The 25,971-nt window shown below is 64.8% G+C and carries 33 protein-coding genes; 14 read left to right on the forward strand and 19 right to left on the reverse strand.

What is annotated here, in order from left to right:
• Positions 1-6: 6 nt before the first annotated feature.
• Positions 7-678: a LysR substrate-binding domain-containing protein gene (locus ACX3PH_RS14775; protein ID WP_459093451.1), complete on the reverse strand. Its 672-nt coding sequence runs from the start codon at positions 676-678 to the stop codon at positions 7-9.
• Positions 679-981: 303 nt separating this feature from the next.
• On the opposite strand from ACX3PH_RS14775, the gene ACX3PH_RS14780 reads away from it, so the two are divergent.
• Positions 982-1,719 carry an SGNH/GDSL hydrolase family protein gene (locus ACX3PH_RS14780; protein ID WP_459093452.1) on the forward strand — a complete coding sequence of 246 codons (738 nt, stop codon included), beginning with the start codon at positions 982-984 and terminating at the stop codon, positions 1,717-1,719.
• A gap of 19 nt (positions 1,720-1,738) precedes the next feature.
• On the opposite strand, the gene ACX3PH_RS14785 is transcribed toward ACX3PH_RS14780, so the two are convergent.
• Positions 1,739-2,608, reverse strand: coding sequence for an HAD family hydrolase (locus ACX3PH_RS14785; protein ID WP_459093453.1), 870 nt, complete (start codon positions 2,606-2,608; stop codon positions 1,739-1,741).
• 96 nt (positions 2,609-2,704) lie between these two features.
• On the opposite strand from ACX3PH_RS14785, the gene ACX3PH_RS14790 reads away from it, so the two are divergent.
• On the forward strand, positions 2,705-3,097 hold the full coding sequence (locus ACX3PH_RS14790; RefSeq protein ID WP_459093454.1) for a hypothetical protein: 393 nt from the start codon (positions 2,705-2,707) through the stop codon (positions 3,095-3,097).
• Here the strand turns inward: ACX3PH_RS14790 and ACX3PH_RS14795 are convergent.
• The 5 genes from ACX3PH_RS14795 to ACX3PH_RS14815 all read right to left on the reverse strand — a co-directional run bounded on the left by ACX3PH_RS14795 (position 3,094) and on the right by ACX3PH_RS14815 (position 8,887).
• On the reverse strand, positions 3,094-4,248 hold the full coding sequence (locus tag ACX3PH_RS14795; RefSeq protein WP_459093488.1) for a fatty acid desaturase family protein: 1,155 nt from the start codon (positions 4,246-4,248) through the stop codon (positions 3,094-3,096). The genes ACX3PH_RS14790 and ACX3PH_RS14795 overlap by 4 nt on opposite strands.
• Before the next feature lie 124 nt (positions 4,249-4,372).
• A complete protein-coding gene (locus ACX3PH_RS14800; RefSeq protein ID WP_459093455.1) occupies positions 4,373-5,086 on the reverse strand; it encodes a GAF and ANTAR domain-containing protein in 714 nt (237 codons plus the stop codon).
• Between the two features lie 44 nt (positions 5,087-5,130).
• Positions 5,131-6,567, reverse strand: a complete 1,437-nt coding sequence (locus ACX3PH_RS14805) for a dihydrolipoyl dehydrogenase family protein (protein ID WP_459093456.1) — start codon at positions 6,565-6,567, stop codon at positions 5,131-5,133.
• Positions 6,568-6,678: 111 nt separating this feature from the next.
• Positions 6,679-8,208, reverse strand: a complete 1,530-nt coding sequence (locus ACX3PH_RS14810; RefSeq protein WP_459093457.1) for a M28 family peptidase — start codon at positions 8,206-8,208, stop codon at positions 6,679-6,681.
• 130 nt (positions 8,209-8,338) lie between these two features.
• Positions 8,339-8,887 (reverse strand): GNAT family N-acetyltransferase, encoded by a 549-nt coding sequence (locus tag ACX3PH_RS14815; protein ID WP_459093458.1) that lies wholly within the window; start codon positions 8,885-8,887, stop codon positions 8,339-8,341.
• A gap of 36 nt (positions 8,888-8,923) precedes the next feature.
• On the opposite strand from ACX3PH_RS14815, the gene ACX3PH_RS14820 reads away from it, so the two are divergent.
• The 3 genes from ACX3PH_RS14820 (at position 8,924) to ACX3PH_RS14830 (ending at position 10,552) form a co-directional block, all read left to right on the forward strand.
• Positions 8,924-9,130, forward strand: a complete 207-nt coding sequence (locus tag ACX3PH_RS14820; protein ID WP_459093459.1) for a DUF1653 domain-containing protein — start codon at positions 8,924-8,926, stop codon at positions 9,128-9,130.
• Between the two features lie 68 nt (positions 9,131-9,198).
• Positions 9,199-9,858, forward strand: a complete 660-nt coding sequence (locus tag ACX3PH_RS14825; protein ID WP_459093460.1) for an alpha/beta fold hydrolase — start codon at positions 9,199-9,201, stop codon at positions 9,856-9,858.
• Between the two features lie 103 nt (positions 9,859-9,961).
• Complete coding sequence (locus tag ACX3PH_RS14830) at positions 9,962-10,552, forward strand: hypothetical protein (protein WP_459093461.1); 591 nt, start codon at positions 9,962-9,964, stop codon at positions 10,550-10,552.
• 7 nt (positions 10,553-10,559) lie between these two features.
• On the opposite strand, the gene cobB is transcribed toward ACX3PH_RS14830, so the two are convergent.
• Entirely contained in the window at positions 10,560-11,297 is a 738-nt protein-coding gene (gene cobB, locus ACX3PH_RS14835; protein ID WP_459093462.1) for a Sir2 family NAD+-dependent deacetylase, read from the reverse strand.
• A gap of 90 nt (positions 11,298-11,387) precedes the next feature.
• Between cobB and ACX3PH_RS14840 the strand changes: the two genes are divergently transcribed.
• Both ACX3PH_RS14840 and ACX3PH_RS14845 read left to right on the forward strand, forming a co-directional pair.
• Positions 11,388-12,185 (forward strand): arsenate reductase/protein-tyrosine-phosphatase family protein, encoded by a 798-nt coding sequence (locus tag ACX3PH_RS14840; RefSeq protein WP_459093463.1) that lies wholly within the window; start codon positions 11,388-11,390, stop codon positions 12,183-12,185.
• 2 nt (positions 12,186-12,187) lie between these two features.
• Positions 12,188-12,583 carry a VOC family protein gene (locus tag ACX3PH_RS14845; protein WP_459093464.1) on the forward strand — a complete coding sequence of 132 codons (396 nt, stop codon included), beginning with the start codon at positions 12,188-12,190 and terminating at the stop codon, positions 12,581-12,583.
• A gap of 94 nt (positions 12,584-12,677) precedes the next feature.
• Here the strand turns inward: ACX3PH_RS14845 and ACX3PH_RS14850 are convergent, their stop codons facing one another.
• Positions 12,678-13,241, reverse strand: coding sequence for a carboxymuconolactone decarboxylase family protein (locus ACX3PH_RS14850; RefSeq protein ID WP_459093465.1), 564 nt, complete (start codon positions 13,239-13,241; stop codon positions 12,678-12,680).
• A gap of 101 nt (positions 13,242-13,342) precedes the next feature.
• Between ACX3PH_RS14850 and ACX3PH_RS14855 the strand changes: the two genes are divergently transcribed.
• Both ACX3PH_RS14855 and ACX3PH_RS14860 read left to right on the forward strand, forming a co-directional pair.
• Positions 13,343-13,960: a CGNR zinc finger domain-containing protein gene (locus tag ACX3PH_RS14855; protein ID WP_459093466.1), complete on the forward strand. Its 618-nt coding sequence runs from the start codon at positions 13,343-13,345 to the stop codon at positions 13,958-13,960.
• Positions 13,961-14,008: 48 nt separating this feature from the next.
• Complete coding sequence (locus tag ACX3PH_RS14860) at positions 14,009-14,332, forward strand: GNAT family N-acetyltransferase (protein WP_459093467.1); 324 nt, start codon at positions 14,009-14,011, stop codon at positions 14,330-14,332.
• 18 nt (positions 14,333-14,350) lie between these two features.
• On the opposite strand, the gene ACX3PH_RS14865 is transcribed toward ACX3PH_RS14860, so the two are convergent.
• Both ACX3PH_RS14865 and ACX3PH_RS14870 read right to left on the reverse strand, forming a co-directional pair.
• Positions 14,351-15,517, reverse strand: coding sequence for a hypothetical protein (locus tag ACX3PH_RS14865; protein ID WP_459093468.1), 1,167 nt, complete (start codon positions 15,515-15,517; stop codon positions 14,351-14,353).
• On the reverse strand, positions 15,505-16,161 hold the full coding sequence (locus tag ACX3PH_RS14870) for an RNA polymerase sigma factor (RefSeq protein ID WP_459093469.1): 657 nt from the start codon (positions 16,159-16,161) through the stop codon (positions 15,505-15,507). The genes ACX3PH_RS14865 and ACX3PH_RS14870 overlap by 13 nt, the downstream gene beginning before the upstream one ends.
• 98 nt (positions 16,162-16,259) lie before the next feature.
• Between ACX3PH_RS14870 and ACX3PH_RS14875 the strand changes: the two genes are divergently transcribed.
• A complete protein-coding gene (locus ACX3PH_RS14875) occupies positions 16,260-16,589 on the forward strand; it encodes a PASTA domain-containing protein (protein WP_459093470.1) in 330 nt (109 codons plus the stop codon).
• Here ACX3PH_RS14875 and ACX3PH_RS14880 read toward each other — a convergent pair.
• The gene (locus ACX3PH_RS14880; RefSeq protein ID WP_459093471.1) at positions 16,528-16,938 is read right to left on the reverse strand and encodes a winged helix-turn-helix transcriptional regulator; all 411 of its coding nucleotides are present in this window, start codon (positions 16,936-16,938) and stop codon (positions 16,528-16,530) included. The genes ACX3PH_RS14875 and ACX3PH_RS14880 overlap by 62 nt on opposite strands.
• A gap of 68 nt (positions 16,939-17,006) precedes the next feature.
• Between ACX3PH_RS14880 and ACX3PH_RS14885 the strand changes: the two genes are divergently transcribed.
• Both ACX3PH_RS14885 and ACX3PH_RS14890 read left to right on the forward strand, forming a co-directional pair.
• Positions 17,007-17,702 (forward strand): NADPH-dependent F420 reductase, encoded by a 696-nt coding sequence (locus ACX3PH_RS14885; RefSeq protein ID WP_459093472.1) that lies wholly within the window; start codon positions 17,007-17,009, stop codon positions 17,700-17,702.
• 46 nt (positions 17,703-17,748) lie between these two features.
• On the forward strand, positions 17,749-18,792 hold the full coding sequence (locus ACX3PH_RS14890; protein WP_459093473.1) for an LLM class flavin-dependent oxidoreductase: 1,044 nt from the start codon (positions 17,749-17,751) through the stop codon (positions 18,790-18,792).
• Here the strand turns inward: ACX3PH_RS14890 and ACX3PH_RS14895 are convergent.
• A complete protein-coding gene (locus ACX3PH_RS14895; protein ID WP_459093474.1) occupies positions 18,779-19,399 on the reverse strand; it encodes a TetR/AcrR family transcriptional regulator in 621 nt (206 codons plus the stop codon). The two genes, ACX3PH_RS14890 and ACX3PH_RS14895, sit on opposite strands and share 14 nt — an antisense overlap.
• Positions 19,400-19,407: 8 nt before the next feature.
• Positions 19,408-20,589, reverse strand: a complete 1,182-nt coding sequence (locus ACX3PH_RS14900) for an FAD-binding domain (RefSeq protein WP_459093475.1) — start codon at positions 20,587-20,589, stop codon at positions 19,408-19,410.
• 90 nt (positions 20,590-20,679) lie between these two features.
• Between ACX3PH_RS14900 and ACX3PH_RS14905 the strand changes: the two genes are divergently transcribed.
• Positions 20,680-21,486 carry a DUF1206 domain-containing protein gene (locus ACX3PH_RS14905; RefSeq protein WP_459093476.1) on the forward strand — a complete coding sequence of 269 codons (807 nt, stop codon included), beginning with the start codon at positions 20,680-20,682 and terminating at the stop codon, positions 21,484-21,486.
• Positions 21,487-21,607: 121 nt separating this feature from the next.
• On the opposite strand, the gene ACX3PH_RS14910 is transcribed toward ACX3PH_RS14905, so the two are convergent.
• The 4 genes from ACX3PH_RS14910 to ACX3PH_RS14925 all read right to left on the reverse strand — a co-directional run bounded on the left by ACX3PH_RS14910 (position 21,608) and on the right by ACX3PH_RS14925 (position 25,028).
• The gene (locus ACX3PH_RS14910) at positions 21,608-22,513 is read right to left on the reverse strand and encodes an oxidoreductase (RefSeq protein WP_459093477.1); all 906 of its coding nucleotides are present in this window, start codon (positions 22,511-22,513) and stop codon (positions 21,608-21,610) included.
• A 96-nt stretch (positions 22,514-22,609) separates the two neighbouring features.
• Positions 22,610-23,644, reverse strand: coding sequence for an SDR family oxidoreductase (locus ACX3PH_RS14915; protein WP_459093478.1), 1,035 nt, complete (start codon positions 23,642-23,644; stop codon positions 22,610-22,612).
• Positions 23,641-24,345, reverse strand: coding sequence for a DUF4386 domain-containing protein (locus ACX3PH_RS14920; protein ID WP_459093479.1), 705 nt, complete (start codon positions 24,343-24,345; stop codon positions 23,641-23,643). Before ACX3PH_RS14920 ends, ACX3PH_RS14915 begins: the two co-directional genes overlap by 4 nt.
• A complete protein-coding gene (locus ACX3PH_RS14925) occupies positions 24,342-25,028 on the reverse strand; it encodes a TetR/AcrR family transcriptional regulator (RefSeq protein ID WP_459093480.1) in 687 nt (228 codons plus the stop codon). Before ACX3PH_RS14925 ends, ACX3PH_RS14920 begins: the two co-directional genes overlap by 4 nt.
• Before the next feature lie 77 nt (positions 25,029-25,105).
• Here ACX3PH_RS14925 and ACX3PH_RS14930 point away from each other — a divergent pair, with 77 nt between their 5' ends.
• Complete coding sequence (locus tag ACX3PH_RS14930; protein ID WP_459093481.1) at positions 25,106-25,684, forward strand: hypothetical protein; 579 nt, start codon at positions 25,106-25,108, stop codon at positions 25,682-25,684.
• Here ACX3PH_RS14930 and ACX3PH_RS14935 read toward each other — a convergent pair.
• On the reverse strand, positions 25,667-25,971 hold a 305-nt coding region (locus ACX3PH_RS14935; RefSeq protein ID WP_459093482.1), incomplete at its 5' end, for a type I restriction enzyme endonuclease domain-containing protein. The two genes, ACX3PH_RS14930 and ACX3PH_RS14935, sit on opposite strands and share 18 nt — an antisense overlap.

Below are 25,971 nucleotides of genomic sequence, written 5' to 3' on the forward strand. Positions count from 1 at the left end.
GCCGATCTAACGGGGGCGGCGGCCTTTCTTCCGGTCGACCGCAGGCTTCTTGCCAGTCGGGCGAGCCGGCTGCTTGCGGGGGCTCGGCTCGGCCGTCTTCGCAGGCGATGCTCCCCGTGAGCTGGCTGCGGTGCGGCCGCGCACGATCCCGACGAACTCCTCCACGTCCTCCGTCGTGGCGTCGGTGATCCAGGCGATGGCGATCTGGGTCGCCGGAGCATCCGTGATCGGGCGCGTGGCGAGGTCGCGTCGTGCGTGCTGCCGCGCCAGGGAGTGGGGGAGCACCAGGATGCCAGCGCCCGCCACAACCAGGTCGATGGCGTCCTCCAGCGGTTCCGAGCGGATGGTCTCCCCATCCAGGTCGGCGGTGGTGACGGCGTCGAACACGGAGATCGGATGCTCGTTCGGCACCACGACGACCGTGACTTCCTCGTAGAGGCGGATCACGCTGAGCCCGTCGGGGTCGATCGGCAAGCGTACGAACGCGATATCGGCGCGCCCCTCGATGAGCGCGGAGCGCTGGTCACTCTCAGCGATGGGAGTCACCTCGATCGGGGTGTTCCGCCTCGCGGACCACGCTGTGGTCCACTTGCCCGGGTTCACGCCGGGGACGATCGCGACCCGGAGCGGCTTCAGGTTCGCGGGGCTTCCCGGTGGGCGCGTTTCCATAGGGCGCATTTCCACAGGATAGCCGCAGCGCGGAAAGCCTCCGGACACGGCTGAGGGGCCGGGTGTTGCCGCCCGGCCCCTCGAGGTTTTTCGTGTTAGTCGTCCTTGCGCTTGCTCGCCTTGTCCTTCTTGTCGGCGCGCTTCTCCTTCAACGACTTGCTTGCTGCGGTCTTGGTGCTCGACTTCTTCGGTGACTTGTCGGCCATGATGGTTCCTCCTTCGGAGCCGGATGACTCAACACCAGAGTACCTGTGGGTGCTCCGAAAGTCAGGAGGCCTTCGGTGCTAAGTCTGCTGCCGATAGGATCCAACAATGACCCGCCTGCTTCAGCGGCTGCTGGATCCTGCGTTCCGCCTGTGGTCGCCGTTCTTCTTGCTTCGTGCGGGCATTGCCTCGAGCATGCTTCCGAAGCCGACGGATGCGCCGGTGGTGCACATCCCGGGGCCTGATCCCGATCGCCTGCTGATTGTCGGCGGCGGCATCACCGTCGGGTTCGGTGTGTTGAGCCATGAGCTCGGTATCGTGGGGCACCTCGGTCGGCAGGTTTCCGGCGCCACCGGCCGCGGGGTCGATGTCGACCTGATTGCCGAGGCGGACCTCAGGGCCGCCGAGGTGCCTTCCCGCATTCGGGACTCGAACCTCACTGCCTACGATGCGATCCTGCTGTTCGTGGGGGTCACGGATGCCATCAGGCGAACGTCCACCCGCGCCTGGCGTAACGCTCTGTCGACGCTCATCGAGGACATCGATAGCCGCACGGCGGCTGGCACGCGCATTCTGGTGGTCGGCATTCAGCCGGTTCGGCTGGTCACGACCCTGGACAACCGGTTCGGGCTCTTCGCCGAGCTGCATGCGCGCTCCCTTGACCGCGAATCGGCTCGCGTGTGTGCACAGTGGCCGCAGGCGACGTTCATTCCGTTCCACCCTCGGGCGGAGCCGACGGAGCGCTATCGAACCAGCGCGACCTACGGGAAGTGGGCGGCGCTGGTCTCGCCTGCCGTCATCGAGGCGCTGCAGCAAAACCACCCGCTCGGCGATTTCACGATCTGACCCGAATGCCGGCCACCGTTCAGCGCAGGTCGAGTTTCTCCACCCAGTAGTCGAGGAAGGCGGCGCCCGCATCGTCGTGGATCAACTCGCCGATGGCGATGACCGGGTATGGGCGATCCAGCATGCCGTCGGAGGGGCGTACGTCGATGTGGGCGACATCGTGGCCGACCGAGTGGAGGTGGTCGGCCATCAGGTAGTCGCTTCGCGAGTCGCCGACCGAACGCCAGAGCACTGGCAATGGGCCGTTCCCCGCGAAGAAGTCGAGGGCGCGTTCGGCTGCGCGGTCCTTGTCGAGCGTGATCGACTCGATGTCGGTGGAGATGATGGTCGGTTCGATCCGGAAGGGAACCTGGCCACGGGCATCCGGAGCCTTCTCATCGCCGTACTCCACACCGATCCCGTGTTCGGCGCACAGGTCGAATGCTGCGCGGTTGAACTCTGCTTGCGCTTCCCGATAGCTCTCGTGGGCGACATCCTCCCGCTGTTCCACCGACACCATTGCCTGCTTGGTCTCATCGAAGAACATGGTGGCGGCGAAGTCGCGCTGCACCAGGTCTCGCAGGGCGTCGACGACGGGGGCCGGGATGGCCACGGATGCGTCAAGCTCCACCGTTCCGAGCCCGTCAGCGTCGATCGGGAACCACACTGCGCCCTTCTCGCACACGCCGTACATGCGCGCGTCCGAATCGAGGCCGTGCTCGACCAGCTCGGCGACGACGTGGTCGCGGAGGAAGGCAAGGGAGCGGCCGGTGATGAAAGCGATCGGGACGCCTGCTGCGGCCAGCAGTGCGAGGTCGCGGATGATCGCGGATGGCACGCGGCGGGTGACGGGACTGGCGATCGGCCCGTCGACGTCGAGGAGCAGTCCGAGGGCAGGAGTGGCGACCATGTTCCCATCCTTGCAGTTGCCGGGCGGATGAACCTCGTGGGGAGTCCCTGTGGCGTCGTCGCCGCCGCTGGCGCGGAACACCTATCGTTGACGGTGATGATCACCAGACGTGAGGCGGCCCAGCGCCTCGATATCCCGCTGGAAATGGCGAGTCGGCACGGCCTGCCCTCGCGGATGAGCGAGGACGAGTTCGCCGAGTTGGAGGCCCACCCTCCCGCCTGGCTGCTGCAGTCCCGTGCCAACCGCAAGGCGACCACCCGACCGGTGTGGGTGCAGTTGACCTGCGATGTGTGCCGGTACACGGAGGCGGCGCGCCCGAAGAAGTGGTGGCCGGCCTTCACCTACCTGGTCTGCTCGCACCACGACATCGACGACCTGCCCGCGGCGGCATCCGGTACCGAACGCCGAGAGTTCGACGGAATCGGCAGCCGCTTCATCGGCATCGTCGACAGCGGCGCTGGAACTGAGGTACACCCGGACACGCCCTAGGTGCCCGGGTGCACCTGACTCACTTTTTCTCTGTGCTCTGGCTCGTCTCCTTCCCATTTTCCTAGCGCTTGTCGCTGGGCCAGGAGAGGGCACTCGAAGGGGTCCCTCTGGCCCAGTCCCACCCTGTTGATGTATCGGAGCACGATCCCGTAGGACTGCCACAGGCCGGTCGTCGTGTAGCTGATCCCGTGCGAGTGGCAGAAGGCCGCGATCAGTGGGGCGGCGCGCCGGAGGTGCGGCCGAGGCATGGACGGGAACAGGTGATGCTCGATCTGGTAGTTGAGCCCGCCCATCAGCAAGTCGAGCACGCGACTGCCGCGGATGTTCCGGCTCATCAACACCTGCCGGCGCACAAAATCGAGTTTCAGGCCGTGCGGAACAAGCGGCATCCCCTTGTGATTCGGGGCGAACGCCAGCCCCATATAGAGTCCGAAGAGTCCGAGTTGAACCCCGAGGAAGGCCACCGCAATCCCGGGCGACAGCACGAGGAAAACGAGCGCCACATAGCCCCCGAGCCGGCTCACGAGGAACACGATCTCCACTGGACGACGCGCCACCGGCCCCCTCGCCAACACCCGTCGGACGCTCGACGCGTGAAGGGAAAGCCCTTCGAGCAGCAGGATGGGGAAGAAGAACCAGCCCTGGTGCGCGATCAGCCACGACACCATCGGAGAGTGGTGGCGCGACACCTGCGCGGGAGTGAAGGCGATCACCGGCAACTCGATGTCGGGGTCGGCGCCCTCCTGATTCGGATTCGCGTGATGACGAGTGTGCTTGTGCTGCCACCAGCCGTAGCTCATTCCTACGAACAGGTCGCCGATGACCAGGCTGGTCCAGTCATTCCACTTCCCCGAGCGGAAGATCTGCCGGTGGGCGGCGTCATGGCCGAGGAAAGCGATCTGGGTGAACACGAAAGCGAAAACGGCAGCCAGGAGCAACTGCCACCAGGTGTCGCCGATGATCACGAACGCGCCGAGGCACGCCGCGAACACGACCGGAACGGCGAGGAGCTTTGCCCAGTAGTACCCATAGCGTCGGCGCATGAGGCCGGCGGCGCGGATCTGGTCGGAGATGACCACGAAGTCACTGGCCTGTCGTGACTTCGGTGCCGTCGTCCTGGAAATGGTGACGACGTGCTCGGTTGGGCCCATCATGCCTCCAGACTCAGCGGAACGAACACGCTGCCGGTGTCTGGAGCAACTACCGCCAAAATACACCTGCCCCGAGAGGTGCATCATCGACCCACAGGAGAATCCCAGCCCGGGCAGGCGAGGGTCACACGCTGAAGCGTCGCGTGATGACGCCCTCAGCAAGTTCGCGCAACCGCACATTGTGGTTCCGGGCGTACTCCCGAAGCCACTGGAACGCCTCATCCGTCGGCACGTTGCGCGCCTGGGAGACGACCCCTTTGGCCTGTTCGATCAGCACCCTGCTCTGGAGCGCATGCTGCAGTTGCGCCGTCACCACCTCCTGGTCTCGGATCGTCCGTTCGTGCAGGATGCCGATCGTGGCAACATCCACCAGCGCTTTGGCGGTCGCCGCGTCGTCCGAGTTCAGCCGTCCCGGCCTTTCCCGGAACAGGTTCATGGCGCCGATCGTTGACTCCCGTAGCCGCAGGGGGACGGCACGCACCGAGCGAAGACCCTGAGCGAGCGCGAAGTCGCGAAGCTGGGGCCAGCGGCCGTCTGCGGCATCGAAATCCTCGACGACGACCACGGCACCCGTCGCGAAGGACTCGACGCACGGTCCGTCGTTCAGGCCCAACTGGAGCACCTCGAAGCGGTCGCTTCGCCGACTGCTCGACGCCATCAACTGAAGCTTTCCCGCCTCGTCGGCCAGCACGATGCCGGCATCGGCGACGTCGAGAAGGCTTGAGCACTCCTCGACCAGCAGGTGAAGCAGTTCGACGATGTCATAGCCGCCGACGAGTGTGTCCGCCAGGGTGACAAAGAGCTCCGCTAATCGCGCCTCACGGGTCCCGTGAGCCATACACCGATGTTAAAGCGAAAGGTCGCCGAAGCGCCAGACCTCTGTCAGGCGGCCGGACGGCCGTACTCTTCGAGCAGTCGCAACCAGATCTCGCTCATGGTGGGGAACGACGGCACCGCGTGCCACAGGCGGTCGATGGTCACCTCGCCGACAACGGCGATCGTGGCCGCGTGAATCAGCTCGGCGACGTCCGGTCCGACGAACGTGACGCCGAGCACCACGCGACGCTCCTCATCGACGACCATGCGGGCACGACCCTCGTAGTCTTCCGCATGAATGCTGGCGCCGGACACCCAGCCCAGGTCGTAGTCGACAACACGGATGTCATAGCCGGCTTCCTGCGCAGCTGTGGCGGTGAGCCCGACGCTGGCTACCTCCGGTTCGCTGAAGACGACCTGCGGTACCGCCTCATGGTCGGCCGTGGCGACGTGCGCTCCCCAGCGTGAGTCATCGATGGTCGCGCCGGCTGCCCGCGCCGCGATGACATCACCGGCGGCGCGCGCCTGATACTTGCCCTGGTGGGTGAGCAGTGCCCGGTGGTTGGAGTCGCCGCAGGCGTACAGCCAGTCCGTGCCGGCCACCAGCAGGGTGTCGTCGGTGTTCAGCCAGCCGTTGCTGATCGCCGCACTACCGAGGCCAAGATCGTCAAGGCCGAGCTCGGCGGTGTGCGGAGCGCGGCCGGTGGCCACCAGCACTTCTTCGGCCGTCACCGCGACGCCGGCGGAGAGTTCGATCGAGACTCCGGCGTCCGAACGGCTCACCGACGTGGGGGAGGACCCGAGCAGCACGGTCGCGCCTCGGTGGGTGAGCGATTCGATGATGCGTTCGCCCGCGAACGGCTCCATCCCTCCGAGCAGCCCGCTGCGTGAGATGACGGTGACGTGGGTGCCGAAACTGGTGAAAGCTGTCGCCATCTCGACCGCCACGACGCCGCCGCCGATGATGGCCAGGCTCGCTGGGGCACTTTGCGCGCTCACCGCCTCGCGGCTGGTCCAAGGCCGAGCATCCGCCAGCCCTGGAATCTCGGGGATGTGCGCCGTCGTTCCGGTGGTGACGGCGACGGCGTGCGCGGCCGATAGTTCGGTGACCGAGCCGTCGGGTGCAGTCACCGAAACCTGCTTGATGCCGGTGATGCGCCCACGCCCGCGGAACAGCTCGATGCCGGCGCCGGCGAGCCACTTCGCTTCGTGGTCATCCGTCCAGTCGTGGGTGAACTCGTTTCGCCGGGCGAAGACGGCGGCAGTGTCGAGAGCGCCTACGGATGCTTCCCGCGCCCCAGGAACTCGGCGTGCGGCGCGTAGGGCGGCGCCACTGCGAAGCAGGGTCTTCGACGGGATACAGGCCCAGTATGAACACTCTCCGCCGACCAGTTCAGCCTCCACGATGGCGACGCTGAGGCCGCCTTGTTTGGCCCGGTCGGCGACGTTCTGGCCCACCGGGCCTGCGCCAATAACGATCAAGTCGTACTCTGCAGCGGCCATGCCCGCCTCCTCGCGTTGATGACCATCCCAGACTATGCGCCGCCCGAACGTGGTGGGGAACCGAGCACGGGCCCCGACAGTGCGGGGCCCGTGCCAGTACCTATGTTCGTCCTAACGCAGCGATCGGTTGCCCTTCATCTCCATGTCGGCAGCGCCCTGGCCTCCGCCTTTGGCGGTGCCGCTCACAGCAGACGTCGTCTCGGCGAAGGTCTGGGTGGCGTGTGCGATCGCATCCGCCATCTGCTCCAGAACCTCGGTGCTGACATTGGTGATGTCGTCGCAGGCCTGGTGGTAGCACGGGTCGTAAGCCTCACCCGCGGTTCCGCCGTAGATTGCTGCCTGCTCGGCGGTCTTGGTTCCTTCAGCGCCGGTGAACAGTCCACCGGCCGGGATCCCGTTGTTGATGAACCCGAAGTAGTCCGACCGTCCATCGAACGCCGTCGCCTCGGTGGCGAGGCCCTGCGAGGCGAAATAGTCGAGGAACACCGCTTCGATGTTCGCCGAGCCGTTCGGACCGGCGGTGCCGAAGGCCGAACCGTCCCCGTCATAGACGAAGCGCACGAAGTTCGGCGATCCGACCATGTCGAAGTTCAGGTTCAGCGCGTGATCCTTGATGTCGTCCTTCGTCAACTGGGAGACGTAGTAGTCGGAACCGACCAGCCCGTCTTCCTCACCGCTCCAGAAGGCGAACCGCACCCGGTTGGTTGGTTCGTCACCGGATTCGGCCATCTGGATCGCCGTCTCCAGGACAGCACCGATGCCGGTGCCGTTGTCATTGATACCCGGGCCCTCAGACACGGAGTCGAGGTGTCCTCCGACGACCACGGTGCGGTCATCGCGACCCTCGGTGTCGGCGAGCACGTTGAAGGTGTCGATCTCCTGGACGGTCGCATCCACCTGCATCCGCAGCGTCAGTCCGGGTGTACCGGCGAGGGTCTCGCCGAGCGCGAATGTGGTGCCCATCGCAGGGATGGCGGCCTGTGGGGTCGCCAGGGTGCCGAACAGGAGTCCACTGCGTTCTTCGGTGTTGCCCTGGTTGAAGATGATCACGCCAGCGGCGCCAGCGGCAGCAGCGTTGTCGACCTTGACCCGGAAGTCACAGGTTCCGCGCTGGACCAGCGCGATGTTCCCCGCGGTGAATCCGGCGAAGTCCTCCGCTTCACATCCGCTTGTCGAGGCGCGATCCCCGGTCAGGTTGACGTCGACAGCCGTAACCGGTGCGGTGACATCACCTGCCCCCGAATAGTCCATGGTGTCGAAGTCGGTTTGGTCGACATAGACGGTGGGCGTCGGAGTGACCTGCTCGAGAGACGAGCCGATCTCCACGAACTGGTCATAGGAGAACGGCTGCCGCACCGTGTCATATCCGGCCGCTTGAAGCTGTTCTTCCACGTACTCGGCGGATGCCACGTGGCCGGCCGAGCCTGCGGCGCGGTGGCCATCGTTGGCGTCCGCAATGGCTTGCAGCGCTTCCAGGTGTTCGGTGATGTTCTCGGCGCTGACCGCGTCGCGCAATTCGGTGGTGTCAGTCCCGTTGTCCGCGTAGGCGGGCAGTCCCATTCCGACCGGTAGGCCGATGCTGACTACCAGCCCCACGCCGGTGGCGATGGCCACCCGGCGCAGCTTTCGATTCTCTTTCATTGGATCTCCTTCGATCACAGCAAAAATCCAACGTCGTATGACGGCGTTGGAACCGTGAGCCTGACGCTAGCAAAACGGCCCCCTGAACGGGGGTAGACGAACTATTCGCAGGAAACACACAGGTTCGAGCTCAGTCCTCGCTGCCCAGCCGCCGGGTTCGCAGCAGGCTGAGGTCGAACAGCCAGGCGTTCACCCGGATCGGGTTGCCCTTCGGATACTCGAAGTCCTCTTCGCCGGTGAACGCGAAACCCAGCTTTCGGCACAGCGCGTTGGATGCCCCATTGTCGATTCGGGGGAACGCCAGCATCGAGTCCCGATCGCCGTTTTCAGCCGCGTACTCCAGGCACTTGCGCAACGCATGTGTTGCGATTCCCCGACCCTGGTGGGCGGTGGCGATGCTCCACCCGGTTTCATAGACCGGCTCGCCATGCCAGGTTGTCGTCCAGTACCCGACCGAGCCGACACGCTCCGCCGCATCGGCTGCCGAGACCGTGAACATCCGCGCCTCGCCGGACTCCCAGAGTCGCATGAACCGGGCCTGACGTTCAGTGAGTTTCTCAGGTGATTCCGGCCCACCGATGTAGACGGTCATCTCCGGGGTGTTGCTGCGCTCAAGGACGGGGAGGTCGTCGGCGCTCCAGGGGTGGAGTGAGATCTCGGGTTCGTCGTGGGTGTTCATGGAGGCAGAGTACAGCGCAGTGGATATCGTTGGGGCATGGATTCGGAAGACCTCACCGGCAGCTACCGCCACTTCAAGGGCGGCGTCTACCAGGTGCTCGGTGTTGCGCGCCACAGTGAGACGGAGGAGGCGCTGGTCGTCTACGCCTCGCCGTCGGGGGAGTGGTGGGTTCGTCCGAAGGAGATGTTCTTCGGCACCACCGTCGTCAACGGTCGGGAGATCCCGCGGTTCACCCGCGACTGACGGCGACGCCGTGTCGTCTGACCCCGGATTGCGAAAGAATTGGTGAACCACGAACATCCGGAGGTCAGATGGTCACTTTCGCCCTTATTCATGGCGGTGGGTCAAGCGCCTGGGACTGGCATTTCGTCGCGGCCCTTCTGGAGGAGGCCGGACACGAAGCCGTGGCCGTTGACCTGCCGATAGAAGATGACGGTGCGCGGCTGGAGGATTACGCCCAGGCCGTAGTGGATGCGGTGGGAACACGGCGAGATGTGATCGTCGTCGGGCATTCGCTAGGAGGATTCACCGCCCCGCTGGCCGCGGAGGCACTGGGCGCGATCGGCCTCGTCTACCTTGCCGGCATGATCCCTCTGCCGGGCGAGACCTTCGATCAGTGGTGGACGAACACCGGGCATGACCGCGAGACGATCGATGAGGACCCTGACGTCTCGTTCTTCAACGGTGTTCCGGATGCCCTGGCACGGGAGGCAAGAACCCACGAGCGAGACCAACAGGGCAGCTGGATGTCCCGCCCATGGCCGGGAGTAGCGGATCCGGTCATCCCGACGAAGGCCATCCTGTGCCGGGATGACGCGTTCTTCCCGGCGGAGTTCATGCGACGACAGGTTCGCGAACGGCTCGGCATCGACCCAGAAGAGATCGCCGGGGGCCACTATGCGGCGCTCAGCAATCCGACGGGTGTGGCCGACTCGTTGCTGGCTTTCGCTGAGCACACTCTCACGACATAACGGCGCGCGGGCTTGGTCGGGCGCCGACCCAACGTTGTCTACTGGTTATGCGTCTTAGCTAGTGTGAGCCGGGAACGGTCGCGGCCACCGATAAGGAGCAGTCATGGGTCTCAAGGGCGGAACGGGCGTACTGGTCGCTGGGCTGCTGGGTGCCACGCTGGCGCTGACCGGATGCGTCGGTACGGCTCCGATGGAGGTTGTGCCGAATATCCTGATCGAGGACCAGATACCCGAGGAGTACCTTCAGGGTGCGATAGACGCGGAGACCATGACGTGGATCGATCGCCTGCAGAGGGAGCTCGGGGACGATGAGAACTTCGGTTCGCCGGCAATCTCCAGGGACAGGTCCACAGTCACCATCACCTGGTTCGGCGAGCCCAGCGCTCGGCTGCAGGGCTTGATCGCTGAAGCGCCAGAAGAATTGACGGTGGTCATCCAGTCGGCTGCCTTCCGCCCGGCGGAGCTTGCGGAACTGGTCAGGCTGGCGGTCGCCACACCCGGGATGGTTGGCGGAGTGGAGGTCGCGATGGGGTCGCCAGCAGTGGACGGGTCCGGGATCACAATCGGCATTGTCGAGTTGCCGGCCGGCCGCTCGCTGGAGCAGCTCGGCATTGACATTGCCGAAGCGCTGGGCCGTACGGATGTGCCGGTGACCGTGGAAGTCAGCGGCAGAATCGTGCCAATCAGGGGGTAGGTACGCGTTACTCGAGCGCCTTCTCCAGCCGGTCGCTCGCCGGGCCGGCGAGCAACTCGTCTACCCAGCGGGGCACCTGCTCGCCGGCCCGCCCGATCCGCACCTCGTCGAAGGACGTGGCAACGGCTGACGGTTCCAGGTTGATTTCCACGGTACGAGCGCCCGCCGCGCGGGCTTCCTGCACGAAGCCGGCGGCAGGGTAGACGTTCCCGGATGTTCCGATCGCGGCAAACACCCCACAGTCATTGAGCGCGGCGAAAATATCATCGAGTTGTAGCGGCATTTCCCCGAACCAGACGACGTGCGGGCGCAAGGTGCCGGTGGCTGAGCAGTCAGGGCAGGGGCTGTCGACGCTCACATCACCGGCAACCGAATGCACGGTGTCGCAGGCCTCGCATCGCATCCGCAATAGTTCGCCGTGCAGATGGACGACGTTGCGTGACCCGGCCCGCTCGTGCAGGTCATCGATGTTCTGGGTGACCAGCAGCACGTCGCCGGGCCACTCGGCTTCCAGTCGCGCAAGGGCGAGGTGCGCCGGGTTCGGATGAACGGTCCCGCTGACGAGTTGGCGCCGCCGCTCGTTGTAGAAACGGTGCACCAGCTGCGGGTTGGCGGCATAGCCCTCCGGAGTTGCGACGTCTTCGATGCGGTGCTCCTCCCAGAGCCCGTCCGCCGCACGAAAGGTGCGGATGCCGGACTCGGCAGAAACCCCCGCTCCGGTGAGAATCACGATGGGTGTCAGCATGCATCCACTCTCGCACTAGTGCGATGTGCACTCGAAGGTCAGAACAGGATCCACTTGATCCATCAATTTGGATTGATGTAATCTGTTCGCATGTTCTCGGAAGCATCCGTACAACAATCGGGAGAACCGCCCGCGTTCCTGCGCCTGGGCGGGCACCCGATACGGTGGCAGCTGCTGAGTGAGCTGGCCCGCAGCGACCGCCAGGTCCGTGAACTCACCACTCTGACCGGCCAGGGTCAGAGCCTGACGTCGTACCACCTCAGTCAATTGCGTCGCGCCGGGCTGGTGAGCATGCGGCGCAGCTCGGCCGACAAGCGCGACAGCTACTACAGCCTCGACCTCGCCGTGTGCGGCGAGCGGCTGACGGATGCCGGCGCCGCACTCCATCCCGGCCTTCGGTTGCGCCCGGGTGCCCCGCAAAGCCCGGACCGATGGCCGGCCCGGCCACCCGTCCGGGTGCTGTTCCTGTGCACCGGAAACAGTTCCCGGTCCCAGATGGCCGAGGCGATCTTGAGGCAACTCGGTGGCGGTCGGATCGAAGTGGCCAGTGCCGGAAGCCATCCCAAAACCGTGCACCCCAATGCCGTTCGGGTGATGCGCGAGCGTGGCATCGACATCGGTGGGCACCGCTCCAAGCACCTGAATGAGTTTGTCGAGCAGCGGTTCGATTACGTCATCAGCCTGTGCGATCGCGTGCGGGAGGTCTGCCCGGAGTTTCCCGGGTCACCATCGGTCGCGCATTGGAGCATCCCGGATCCCGCGGTCGCCGCGGCAGAAGACGAAGACAGTTACCCAGCGTTCGTCCGCACTACGGACGAACTGAACACTCGCATCCGGTTCCTGCTGTCCACGCTGGAACATTCCCTGACTAGTTCGGAAAGGAGCTAGAAATGTCAGACAACCTTGCAGACCTGGTCAACGTCCGTTACCTGGTCGACGACGTCGAGAAGGCGGTCGACTTCTACACCAGGCATCTCGGTTTCACCCTCCGGATGGGCGCGGCACCCGCGTTTGCCGACGTCATCCGCGGCAGGCTGCGGCTCTTGCTGAGCGGGCCGACCAGCTCGGCAGGTCGACCTATGCCGGACGGCACCAAGCCCGAGCCGGGCGGATGGAACCGCATCCAGCTCATCGTGGACGACATCGCGGCCGAGGCAGACCGGCTGCGTGCGGCGGGAGTCACCTTCCGCAACGACATTGTGGTCGGCCCTGGTGGGCAGCAGATTCTGGTGGAGGACACGACCGGCAATGTCGTCGAGTTGTTCCAACCCGCCGCCGCCTCCTGAGGCCGCCTGAGCATCGGGTAGTGCACCCTCGGCCGGCCGCGGGAAAGGCCGACCGATCGTTTTCACGATCGTGTCGGCCAGTCTCCCAGAGGCGTTACGCTGCATCGACCTGGCCTACGGTGCCCGGCAGCACGACAGGAAAGTCGATGTCGGTCTTCATCGCCTTGTTGAAGTAGTTGGTGAGCGTGTTCAGCCCGACCGCCGCGATGACCTCGACGATTTCGGCGTCGCCCAGTCCGGCCGCGCGAGCTGCCTCGAAGTCGGCATCGGCAATGTCACCGCGAGTGGCATTCACCGCGAGCGCGAACGAGAGGATGGCGTTCTCCTTCGGGTCGGCGGCCGAGCCTTCACGCGCCGACAGGATGTCTTCCTCGTCGAGCTTCGCTACATGGGTGGACGTGTAGGTGTGCACCGATAGGCAGTACCCGCACTCGTTTGCCTCGGCAATCGCCAGAGCGAGTCGCTCACGAGTGGCGGCACGCAGCACGCCACGGCCGAGCGCGCCCGACAGTGCGAGGTAGCCCTTCAGCGCGGCCGGGCTGTTCACCATGGCCCGCGTCATGTTCGGCACCGCGCCCATCGCCTGCTGCGTGGCGTCGAGTTGCTCTGCAGCGGCTCCGGTGGCGGAAGCAGGATCGATTAGAGGGATGCGTGTCATGATGCTCCTGAGGGGGATTTCTTATGGTTGCTATTGGCTTGTGCCATTAGACACCCCATCACACTCTTCTTACGTTTGCAAACTACTGTTACCATAAGAACATGATTCAAGCTGGCTACGCGGGCGGCGCCCCCATCCTCGGCGAGGGCTTGGCGCTCGACTTGATGAACACCTATTACGCCACGCGCGGTAAGCCGGCAGAGGCTCTCGGTTCACCGGAGCACGCGACCGCGTGGGTACGGCAGGTGGCCGACCGGCTGGCAGACGCCGGTGCACCGTCGGCCATCAAGGTACGGATCCTCCAGGATGACCTGGATGCGTTGCTCGAGTTGCGCAACGCGGTGCGCGGGATCGCCGCTCGTGTGGTCGCCGGAGACGACCCGGACCAGAACGATGTCGACTGCGCCAACCGCCTGGCCGCTCTATCGCCACGTTGGACGTCGATGACGTGGGGGCCGGGCGCCGGTGCCAAGAAGACGACGCAGACCGCGGGGGTGCCCCTCGACCAGGTGCTCAGCGCGTTGGCCGCCGATGCAATCGAACTGTTTTCGGGGTCGGACGCCGTACGCCTGCGGATGTGCGAACGCCCGGGCTGCGATTTGTTCTTCCTCAAAGACCACCCGCGACGTGAATGGTGCACCCCGGCGTGCGGTGCGCGGGTTCGAGCAGCGCGGTCCTATGCGAAGCGCGTCAGCAGCCAGCGCGCACATTCCGCCTGACGTGTCCTAGCACGCTCCTCATTCAGTTGAACATGCTTGAATCGAGTCATGGATGCTGCCGAGGATCAGGACGAGTTCACCATCGTTGCCGTGCCGGAGAAGAACCGCTACGAGATGCGCGATGGCGAGAAGGTGGCGGGTTTCGCCGAGTACATGCTCACACCCGACCAGATCGTGTTCACACACACGGTGATCGACAAGGAGTACGGCGGACGGGGCCTCGGCTCCAAGCTCGCCAGGCATGTACTGGATGATGCGGCGAGCACCGGTAAACGGATCGTGCCGGTGTGCTCGTTCATCGCCGCCTACGTGAAGAAGCACCACGACTGGGACGAGTTCCTCGAGCCGTCGGGCAGCGCTCCACCTAGCTGAGCGAATGCTTCCAGCCGGCTAAGGCGCTTCGCTGACCACCTCAGCGGTGAAGGTACTCGACCTCCACGGGATCGTGCTGGGGTAAAGGGCGGTTCCGTCTGCCTTCACGGGGGAGGGGGCGAACACCCGCTGGCTGAGCAGCGTGCCGGTCACCGTGTCGATCGTGATCTCACGAAGGCTGGCAGCCTCAGGCTCATCGATGGCATCGTCGGCGGTCGCCACTGTGGCATCCGGCAGGCCGATGGTGACCGTGGGGTGCCCGTCCTCGGTGGTGCCTTCGTCGGAGATGACGATGCCCGGGATGGATGCCATGGCCCTCCAGATTTGTCCCCGCTGGGCTGCCGGAAAGAGATTCCAGCGAAGGTCGATTGCCATCAGGTCGAATGCTGAACCGTCGTCGCCTCGCATCCACTCCTCATCTTGGGCTTGCTGCCGGTACCAGGCCATCAGGTCGTCGGGGTCGGATGGCATCGAGTCGGCCAGGTGGAGGCGCGGGCTCCACGTGCCGCGGTAGAGATTCTCGGTTTTGAGGAATCCATCACGGAACCGCAGAACGAGGTCCTCACCCGGATAGGCCCCGTAGATGAACGACATGCGCTCCTGGCGCCCCTCGGCAGCGCCTTCTCCCCAGGACTGGAGCACCTGGCCGCCCAACGCCTCCGGAGTGGTGTCCATCACCCACACCCATTCATCGGCACGGTTGGCCGGAATGTACAGCTCGGATTCGGTCCGCTCGAGCCACCCCCACTTGGCGGTGCGATCAATATCGACAGCGCCCCGGAACACGTTGGTGAAAACCTGTTCTGTCGTTGTGGTGACTTTGAGAAAGCTGCCAGGCCCGACAACGGGATCCGCGGCGGCTTCACTGAGGGACGCCGTCTCCAGGAGCACCTCCGCAGCGCTGGCGCTGTCCATGGGCAGCGTTACTTCGGGAAAGCCCGGAACGGTAACGCCGCCGGAGAGGTTCACCGCGACCAGAGCCACGGTGAGTGCGGCGGCCAGGGGAATCCCGGCTCCCCAGAGCACCCGTCCGCGATGACGGATGCGACGGCGCGGCATGCGCTGCTTCGGTGGAACTTCGCTGGCGGCTGCTTTGGCGAGAAGGTCGCGCGTTCGCTGTGTTGCGGAGTCGCTGGGACCCTCGATGTCGCTTCCGATGCTTCGTAGCAAAGTCAGTTCGTCCATGGGTTTGCTCCGTTCTCATTGATGGTTCGGAGGGATATCATCCGGTTCGGCACCTCTGCGCCAGATGGGCCGACGGCTCCGTCCGGGTCGAGCCGCGAGCTCGATTCTCGGTCTGAGTCCGCATTCCTCATGCGCCGTCGCGCCCTGTTCAGTCGAGACTTGACCGTGCCGACGGCTGCTCCCGTGGCTTCGGCGACGCCTTCGTAGTCCAGGTCGCCCCAGGCGTAGAGGAGCAGGGTGTCGCGGTCTGCCTTGCTCAGAGCAGCAAGCGCGGGACCGAGCCCGCCGACGTGGGCAATGGCATCCAGCCTCGCATCCGCCGACTCGAAGGCATCGGCAGCGACGTGATCAGCAGGGACCGCGGCGATGAGGGCGAAGCGACGCGTTTCAGCGGCAAAGTGCCGGCTCACGAGGTTGTTTGCGATCCCGTAAAGCCAGGGGCGGGCATCCGTTCGCGTCAGGTCGAACCGGCTGCGCCCCCGGAATGCGGTGAGGAACGTTTCGCTCATCACGTCCTCGGCCGTGGTGTGCCCAACACGACGTGCGATGTAGCGATAGATGACGGACCCGTGACGCTCGAACAGATCACCAAAAGCGGACGGCTCGTCGAGGGAGCGCCGGATGATCGCATCGTCTGTGGTCACACTTGGTATTCCTCGCTCGCCGCGTTTGTGTTCACGGTATCTTGCTGGCGGCCCTGGGAGCTCTTGCCGCAGCTGACGTCACGCGCGATCCTTGGTGGATGGCGTCATCCGCACGCAAGCTGGTCAAGGTCCCGGAAGTGGTGGGCCTGCCCTTCCACGTCGGTCGCGACCTTGCCATCGAAGCGGGCGTGACCCTCGCGAACATCGACCCGGATGGGCCGCCCATTGGCGCGCTGGCCTGGCCGGGATTGTTATACATCTCCACCCAGGATCCGTTGCCCGGGGTGTCTGTGCCTGAACACGACTCAGTCAGGGTCACAGTGGTCGAACACGGCGAAGCACCCCGGACAAGTTCGCGAGAACCAGCTAACCCTCCCGCGCTCGACGCTCATGCCGAGCGGGAGCCGGATCCGGAGCTGTTGACCTGACATTTCCGGATGATTGCGCATCCGCCCGTTCCCTGCTCCAGCTGACCAATGGGTGCAGCAACGAGATCAGTTGCCTGCCGGACGCGGTGAGGACGTAGGTGATCGACACTGGAGTAGTCGGTCGCACGTCGCGAACGATGAGGCCCTCGAGCTCGAGTTCTCTGAGCCGCGAGGTGAGAAGCCGATCGGAGATTCCCTCGACGAGCGCACGGTACTCGGAGAACCGGCGGGCGCCCCTCGCACCGGCCAGGAGGATCGCCGCGTTCCACTTGCGGCCGGCAAGCTCGGCGGATGCCTGGAACCTGCGGCATTCCTCTTCGTCGATGCGGGCGAACTCGGTGTCAGCCATTCTGTCCTCACTAACTATTGGTAAGTAGCTTACCTCCAGTTGGCGTTGTCGGGTACAGCTTGCGATTCTTGAGTACCTCAGCAGGAAAGGCGCTCATGGTCAGCACCATCGCAATCCTCGGCGCGGGCCGGGTCGGATCGGCGATCGCGCGCACGGCGTTGGCCGCCGGCTACTCCGTGAACATCGCCGCTTCCGGCCCTGGTTCAGACATTGCCCTGTTGGCCGAGATCGTAGTTCCGGGCGCCCGCGCCAGGTCGGCGGCTGAGGCAACGGCCGGCGCCGATCTGGTTGTCCTGGCCGTGCCCCTGCACAAGTACCGCACAGTGTCGCCGTCCATACTGGCGGGCAAACTGGTGGTCGACACCATGAACTACTGGGAACCGATCGATGGCAGGCTCGATGATTTCGAGGCGGATGCTCGGAGCAGTAGCGAGATCGTCAGCGATCATATTTCGGGGGCGACGGTTGTGAAGACGCTCAACCACATCGGATACCACGAGCTGGAAAGCGACTCGCGCCCGTTCGGTCACGAGCACCGGCGGGCACTCGCGATCGCCGGTGATGACGAAGATGCGGTCGACACCGTCGCCGAGGTCATCGACCGGTTCGGCTTCGACCCGGTCACATCCGGACCGCTAGCGACCGGCGCCGCGTTCGAGCCGGGTACGCCGATTTTCGGTGGGCGCCTCTCAGCCAACGCACTTCGGGCAGAGATCGGGCTGGCTTGTACAGCCGCATCTCTGAGCGGCGCTGGGCGTCGCTGACCTGCACCGAACATCCGCAATCATCACCGACCTCTTGGAGAACATCATGGAAATAGGCGCCTACAGCTTCGGCGACACCCAACTCGACCCGGCCGGGGGCACGCGTCCGACCGGGGAGGCGATCCGCAACCTATTCGACGCGATCGTACACGCGGACCGGGCCGGACTGGACTACTTCGGCGTCGGCGAGCACCACACCGTGAGCATGCCGGCATCGTCCCCGGGCACGGTCATCGCCGCAGCTGCGGCCGCGACCAGCAGGATCGTGCTGGGAAGCGGCGCCAGCATCATCAGCACGGATGATCCGGTGCGGGTGTTCCAGCAGTTCGCTATCGCCGACGCGGTTTCAGGCGGCGGGCGGGTGGAAATCACCGCCGGGCGGGGGTCCTCAGTCGAAACGTTCCCGCTGTTCGGCTACGACCTGCGCGACTACGACCGGCTCTATGCCGAGAAACTCGACCTGCTGATGACCATCAACAACAGCGACTCCGAAAAGGTGACCTGGTCGGGCACCGTTCGCCCCGCGATCGATGATCTGGCCGTGGTTCCTCGACCGGCGAGCGGACGCCTGCCCCTCTGGCTTGCTACCGGCGGTAACGCGTCGTCGTCCGCGCGCGCCGGCACCCTCGGATTGCCGATCTCCTACGGGATCATCGGGGGAGAGCCGCACCGCTTCGCTCCGCTGGCCGAGCTTTACCGCCGCACCGCCGCCCAGGCCGGTCACAAGGGGAACGACATCAAGGTCTCGGTCGGAGCGCTCGGGCTGATCGCCGCCACCAAGAAGGAGGCGCTGGAACGCTTCTACCCGGGTTGGCACAACCTCAACATCGAGATGGGCCGGTTGCGCGGTTGGGGCGCACCCGACAAGCGGCAGTATGACGCCCAGGCGACCGCCCCGGGCGCCTACTACGTGGGTGACCCTGACGATGTGGCCGAGCGGATTGTTCACCTGCACGGCTACCTGGGTCACATGCGCCACTTCCTGCAGATGGACATCGGTGGGCTTCCGCACGAGCACTTCCTCGAGTCCCTGACCTTGCTCGCCACCGAAGTGAAGCCACGCGTCGAGCGGCTCCTCACTGCGAAGTGAGGGCGCGACGCATCATGTCGATGAGGGTGCGCGCTGCCTGCTCAAGCTCGGCATCGCTCAGTGTCTGGGTGATGAGCCAGGTGTCGATGGCCTGACCCATCCCCATGGCGACGGCGAGGATGAGCTCCACCGGGACGTCGGTGCGCACCGCGCCGATGCGCTGGCCGGCGACGACTGTCTGTGTGAGCCACGGCAACATCTCCTGCTCAGCGTCGTGCTGTGCTTCACGCAGCGGCGGTGTCCCCGGCCCGGTGAGCCAGTCGCGCAACAGCGAGGCCGCCTCGGGCGATGCCGTCAGCATCCGCATCAATCGCAGGTAATAGTCGAGCAGCGTCGCCCAGAATTCGTCCGGATGCTGTGTGTCGGGCACCGGCAGCGGCCCAACCCGCTGAAGAAGCGCTTCCAGCTGCACGCGGATCACGTGCGCGTACAGGTCCTGCTTGTCGTCGAAGTAGTAGTACATCGACCCCTTGGAGATTCCCGCGGCTTCGATGATCCGGTTCAACGATGCGTCGCTGTAACCGTGGGCGGCGAACTCGGCCAGGGCCGCATCCAGGATGGCAGCCTGTTGCCCTGCGGGAAGTTTGTGGAAGCGCGGACGGGTCATAGGAGCATTCAACCGGTCGGCGGCGGCGGCAGCTGGATGGGGTCGCGCAGGCTGCGCCCCATGGCGAGTTGTGCGATGAACGGGACGGCCATCAGGCCGAGCACGGTGCTGCGCAGCAGCACCTGCATACGGTTGCGCGGCGCGAACGCTGCGCCGAGACCGATCGCGGCATCCTGTTTGGTGCGTACGAATGGCGCCAGTTGTCTTTCGTACGCCGCGAAGGCTGCCCGGTAGTCGTCTCCGGCCTTATGCAGTTCGGCCGCGAGCACGTAGGCCTCCACCATTGCGAGGGCGGAACCCTGACCGGCCAGCAGCGACGGGCAGGCCGCGGCGTCGCCGATCAGCGCGACGCGGCCACTCGACCATGACGGCATCCGGATCTGGCTGGCCCGGTCGCAGTAGAAGGTGCGCGCCTGCGGCATCCGATCCAGGATGTCCGGAACCTCCCATCCGACCTCGGCCAGACGTGCGCGGAGGAGTTCCTGCTGCGCCTCCACATCATCCGTAGGTAGGTCGCCGTCATGGCGGAAGGTGAAACAGAACATGGTCGTGTCGTCGCGCATGGCGAACCGGAGGGCCTGCACGCCGACCTCCGTGTGGGTCACGGCGACGAGTTCATCGCGTGGACGGTAGCCGTCTACCTCGAAAACCGCCACCGCAATGCCGAGGTAGCGCTCAAACTGATCCTCCGGCCCGAAAGTCAGCGACCGCACGCGGGAGTGGAGCCCATCGGCGCCAACCACGAGGTCGAAGTCCCGCTGCGTGCCGCTGGCGAACTCGACATGCACGCGGTCACCGTCGTCGTCAAGCGTGCGGACGGTATCATCGAAGATCGTCTCGACCTCGCCGTCCAGCGCGTCATAGATGGCGGATGCCAGGTCGGCGCGTGCGATGCTGACGTAACGGCCACGGACACTGTCGATGAGACGGCTCGGGTCCAGATGGGAAATCCGCCGGCCGGTGGTGGAGACTTCGCGGAGCTCGCGAATGCGGTAGCCCTCGTCCATCAGGCGCGGGACAATCCCCATCCGTTCCGCCACGTCGAACCCGGAACCCCAAAAATCCACGACGTAGCCGCCCTGCCGCAACTGCGGTGCGCGCTCGACCAACGTGGGCTCGTGTCCCGACTTGCGCAGCCAGTACGCGAGCGTGGGGCCGGCGATGCCTGAACCGACGATCAGAACCTTCATGAAATCACCGTTTACGACCATTGGTTCGACCAGTGGTCTAATTCTAACGCATGTTGGCCGGCGGTCAAGCCTGCTGGTTAGGGTGAAACCATGTCAAAAACCGGCAAGGTCCGAGATATCGCTACGAAGGTTCAAGACAATGCGGCGATGCGCGCAGCGGCCCGGGTCGGGTTCGTGGTGAACGGCCTGTTGCACGTGCTCATCGGCCTCATCGCTGTGGAGGTAGCGTTCGGCACTGGGGGAGAGGCAGACACTGGAGGTGCCATGTCCCAGGTTGCTGCGACTCCGGGCGGGTTAGCCGTCCTGTGGGCTGTGCTCGTCGGGCTGTGGGGGCTGGCGGCCTTCCAACTGCTCGAGACCGCACTGGTCACCGGCGTGGACAAGGATTCCTGGGGAGCGCGGGCCAAGGAGGGCGGGAAGGCGATCGCCTATGCCTTCGTTGGCGCAACGGCGCTCAGCTTTATCGTCGGTCGTTCCCCCGACAGCGGTGATCAGGCGACGGGGTTCAGCGCGCAACTGCTTTCATCCCCGGGCGGCGTCCTGGCCTTGCTGCTGGTCGCGACCATGGTCGCGGCGGTAGGCGTGTACTTCGTCGCCAAAGGCATCCGTCAGCATTTCTTGCACGACCTCAACCTCCCCGGCGGAACCACCCGCCGTGTCACCGTCGTCATCGGAACCGGCGGGTACGTCGCCAAAGGCATCGCAGTGGTGGTCGTCGGTATCCTCTTCGGGCTGGCCGCCCTCTCCGCGGATGCGAGTGAGGCCACCGGACTCGATGGAGCGCTGAAGGCCCTTGCGGCTCTGCCATTTGGCACCGTCGTGTTGTCGGTTATCGCCCTCGGACTCGTTTCGTACGGCGTCTACTGTTTCGTGCGGGCAGTCCATGCGCGTCTCTGATCACGGGCTGGCTACTGTCGCGGTACCAATCGTGATCTACGCACTCATGCCGCAGCTTCACTGTGTCCGCAGGGCAAATAATCGGCCGCCAACACAACTGATTGGTCAGGGCCCGGGTCGGTTACCGGGTAGCCGGAAAGGTGACGCCTGTGAGTTCCTCCGAAGCCTCCCACAAACGTCGGGCGGTAGCCAGGTCCTTCGCCGCATCCGAACGACCGACCAATGTCGGTGCGCCAGTCATCTCTCTGGCGTTTCCCGGCCCGGCATAGCTTCCGCCGGGTAATTGGGCAGTGGCCGCGAAGAGAGTGGGTGTAGCACCGCCCGCAGCGTCTTGTGCGAAGAGGCGGACGACGACCGCTCCGATGAACGTCATGATGGCACTACCGGAGTGGGAGCCTAGGTTTGTCGCAGCCATGCCCGGGTGCGCCGCCATGGCAAGGACTGTCGAGCCCGAAGCTTCAAGACGTCGCTGCAACTCGATTGCGAACAGCAAGTTGGCCAGCTTCGACTGTGCGTAGCCAGCCGAGCCGTTGCCGTACTTGCGGCGCTTCCAATTGAGGTCCTCGAAGTCGATGGTTCCCGCTCGGTGGGCTCCACTCGCAACGGTCACAACGCGCCCGGTGACATAAGGGACCAAGAGGTTGGTAAGGGCGAAGTGGCCGAGGTGGTTGATTCCAAGCTGGAGCTCGAACCCGTCCGCGGTCCGGCCGAGCGGCGGGATCATGACGCCGGCGTTGTTGACGAGCGTATGAATGTCACCGTTCCAGTCTTCGGCGAACTGTCGAACCGATGCGAGGCTCGCGAGATCGAGGCGTCGGACCTCGACGGACCCGCCGATCACGGCGGCTGCCGCATGCCCCTTGACTTCGTCCCGCACGGCCAGCACGACGTGTGCTCCGTGGGCTGCAAATGCACGAGCGGCTTCGAAACCGATGCCGCTGTTCGCGCCTGTGACAATCACGGTTTTGCCCGTCAGGTCGGGAATCTGATCGATCGTCCACTCAGCGGTCCGGGTAATTGTCTTCACGGCTTTGTCCCTTTCGTGGGCTTAGCGCTGCGGCGGAATCGCCTTGGCGTACGTTGTACATTACAGGATAATGTACACCGTACGCAAGTGCGAATTTCAGGTTCGCGTCGCTGCTGGCCGGCTCAGGTATCGAGCCCAGCGCGAGAGCGCATCATGCACTTCCGGATGTCGTAGCCCGTGGCGTCGGGCAAGGTCCTCTGCTTCCGTGTGTGGGTATCGATCTTCCGCTAAGAAGCTCAACGTTTCTCTTCCGACGCCTGATAGCCACGGCGGAAGCAGCTTCACCAGAGGGACTGGAATTCGCAGTCGCGGTGGCTTTACGTTAAGTTCGGTCGCCAGGAAGCGGAGCATATCGGGAAGGGGTGGAGTGCGGTCATCCAATACCCAGTAAGAGCGGTTCTCTGCGTCGGCGACCCGCGGGACGAGGGCCATGAACGCCGCAAGGTAGTCCGCTGTGACGATAGGAAGAAAGGTGCGGTGATTGCCGACAAGGGCACGAAGCCGACCTGCGCTTAGCTCCACGACGGTGGCCGCTAGCCCAATCGTCTGGCTGGACTCTCCAGTCGTTGAGTGACCAATTACTGTCGCCGGGTTCAGCACCGTCCACGGCACACCGAGCCGCATGGCGGTAGAGCGGACAACTGCGTCGCCCTCCACCTTTGACGCCTCATATGCGCCGAGGCGTGCATAGCGCTCCGATCGCTCCTCGTCCGACCAGGGGACCGGCTCTCCGTCACGGCTCCCGACTCGGTAGCCCGATACGTGCACTAAGCGCTTCACGCTGCCGAGCCGCGATGCGAACTCCACTATTCGTGCCGGCCTCTCGACGTTGGCTTCACGCGCATGCGCAGCTGCCATCCCGAATGCGTAGGCGCCAGAGGTGTTGAAAATCTCGTCGACTTCGAGCGACCCGTCGCGCAGCCCTAGTCCCAGCGCGCCCAGGTCCACCCTCACCGTCCTTACCGGGCGACTGGCATGGTGGTCGACAAGCCACTGCTGCAACGGGCGGGGGTCGTTGCCGTCGCGCACAGCGACTGTGACGTCGACGCCTTGCTCCAGTAGTTCCTTGACTAGCCACCGGCCGATGAATCCGCTCGCTCCGATCACCAGCGCACGCCGGTCAGCGGTCACAGCAGGAGCGCTATTCCGGTTGCGACCAACCAGACCGACCACAGGATGTAGACGGCGGGGGTGGCGGATGCCGCGACGCGCCACCCCTTCACTTCGAACGGCCCTACGAACTCCAGTGAGCACAGCACCAGGGCAGCACCAATGACTATACCCACGATGCCAAGCCACCCTGGGACGTTGGAGCTCTGGAGGATGCCCACGCCAACGAGGGCGCTCCAGCCGCCGGTGAACAGGAAGCCGAGGTGCTCGCCCACCGCGACCCCTAGGTAGCGGTTGAAGGCCTGAAATACGATGTCGATGGCTTCTTTGCGGGCTGGCGAATCGGCATCCGCTGACTCACGCGCGAGGTACGGCACCAAGAAGGGCCAACGGATCAACCCGAGAAACTGCACCACGCTCGCAATGACCCCAGTGGTCGCTGCCGCAAGTGCGAGCCACTGGGGTACGCCGTCCAGCGACGCGGACACGAGAATCGCCAACGGCGTGAGCAACACAGCCGTCAGGGCGAATCCCCACCACAACAGAACCAGTCGCGAGCCGCCGTCGCGGAATTTCTCCAGAATCTCCGAAGACGGTCGCCGAAGGACGTCCGGATAGTCGAAGGTGGCCGCTAGGGCTGCGAACGCCGCGTTGAAGGCTAGGGGTATCGCGATGAGAAGGATGCCGGCGACCGTGGTGATGGCTGGGTCCATGGGTGTCATTGGATCGCGCCTCCATCGCGTTGGATGTTGCTGACGCCAGTGACAAGCTGGCGGAGAACGAATTTGTAATGGGCATCGCTCCCGTAGTTGGCCAGCTCGCTCGCAACGGACAGGGTCAATGGAAAATGGACTGAGGGTAGCCTCGCCAGCGAGGCGGTCAGTTCGGCCTCGGGATCGGTTGCCGCTCGTGTTGCGTCGCGAGCGGTGTTGAATGCGAACCAGCCATAGTTCAGCGCCAGGATTCCGCTGAACGTCGCCACAGACTCTGCGCCTGTGATGCCTCCGCGCTGGAGGATTCTCAGTGCGGTTTCACCGATGACGGTCGCGTTGACTCCGGGGTTGGAGTGCGTGAATAGGGGGACGATGGCCCAGGGATGGTCCGCCAGCACCACGCGGTGAGCGGTTGCGAATGCTGCCAGGTCGGCTTGCCAATCGTCTGTGGGAGCGTTGACTTGGATGCGGCCGAGGACCCGGTCGAGCATGGCGTCGATCAATTCGCCTTTGGTCGCGAAGTACCGGTAGAGCGCCATGGGGGAGGCCCCGATCTGTGTGGCTACAGCGCGCATGGTGAGCGCTTCGAACCCATCGCGTGCGACATGTTCGGCGGCCTCCAGAATCTCGTCGGCGTTAACGGAGCTGCGTGGCCGCCTCGGACGGGGAGCTGCGGATTTCTTTTCTGTCATCGCTTGACTCTTTCTTCGTGTACGGCGTACATTATGACTTCACGTACACCGTACACTATCTTTGAGGAGAATCAACAATGAGCACGACATCCACAATCACAGCAAGGCCCCCGCAGGTTCGCCCGCCGTTCCGCACCCTTCTCATCTGGATGCTGAGCTTCCTTGCTATACCCATCGCCGGATACCTCGGCACGTTCCTGGTCGGGCGCGTTGACAATCTTGCGTCGGCCATACTCGGCGGAGCATTGGTTGGCGCGATCGTCGGTTTTTCACAAGCACTCGCGAGCAGTCGGCGCCTGGACAAGCTCACATGGACACTCGCATCCGCTCTGGGCACGGGCGTTGGAGTTGCTCTCGGAACCCTCGTCGTCGGCTACCGAACATCCCTTGCCGATCTCGTTGTGGGTGGCTTGATCACCGGTGCGGTCATCGGACTGACCCAGGTGCTCGCCCTTCCGCGCCAGGCCCGCTTTCGTTGGTTGTGGGCACCGGTCACTGCTGCACTGTGGCCACTTGCCTGGGCTGTGACGACTCTGGCCGGCATCAACGTCGAAGAACAGTTCATCGTCTTCGGCGCAAGCGGCGCATCGGTTTACACACTCCTCGCAGGACTGACCCTGCTCGCCCTTCGCCTTCCCTTACGCAAAAACGGCTGAACCCCCACGTTCATCGGCGTAGTGCGGCGCCAACTGTTCCATCTGCTCCATCACGAGTTTGATCGCTTCCGGCTGCTTGTCCGGCGGGTACCCGTTGGTGACCAGTAGTCGCTTGATGGATGACCGCAGCTTGGCTTTCACGTCGTCGCGCACGGTCCAGTCGGTGCGCACGTCGCGACGCATCACGTCGACCAGGTCGCGGGCGATCTGCGCAAGCACCCCCTCACCCTGCACCTGCACGGCCTTGAACTGGCGCAGCTGATCGTCGCGGGCAGGCGCCGCGTCGT

It is taken from the genome of Homoserinimonas sp. A520, assembly GCF_054489245.1.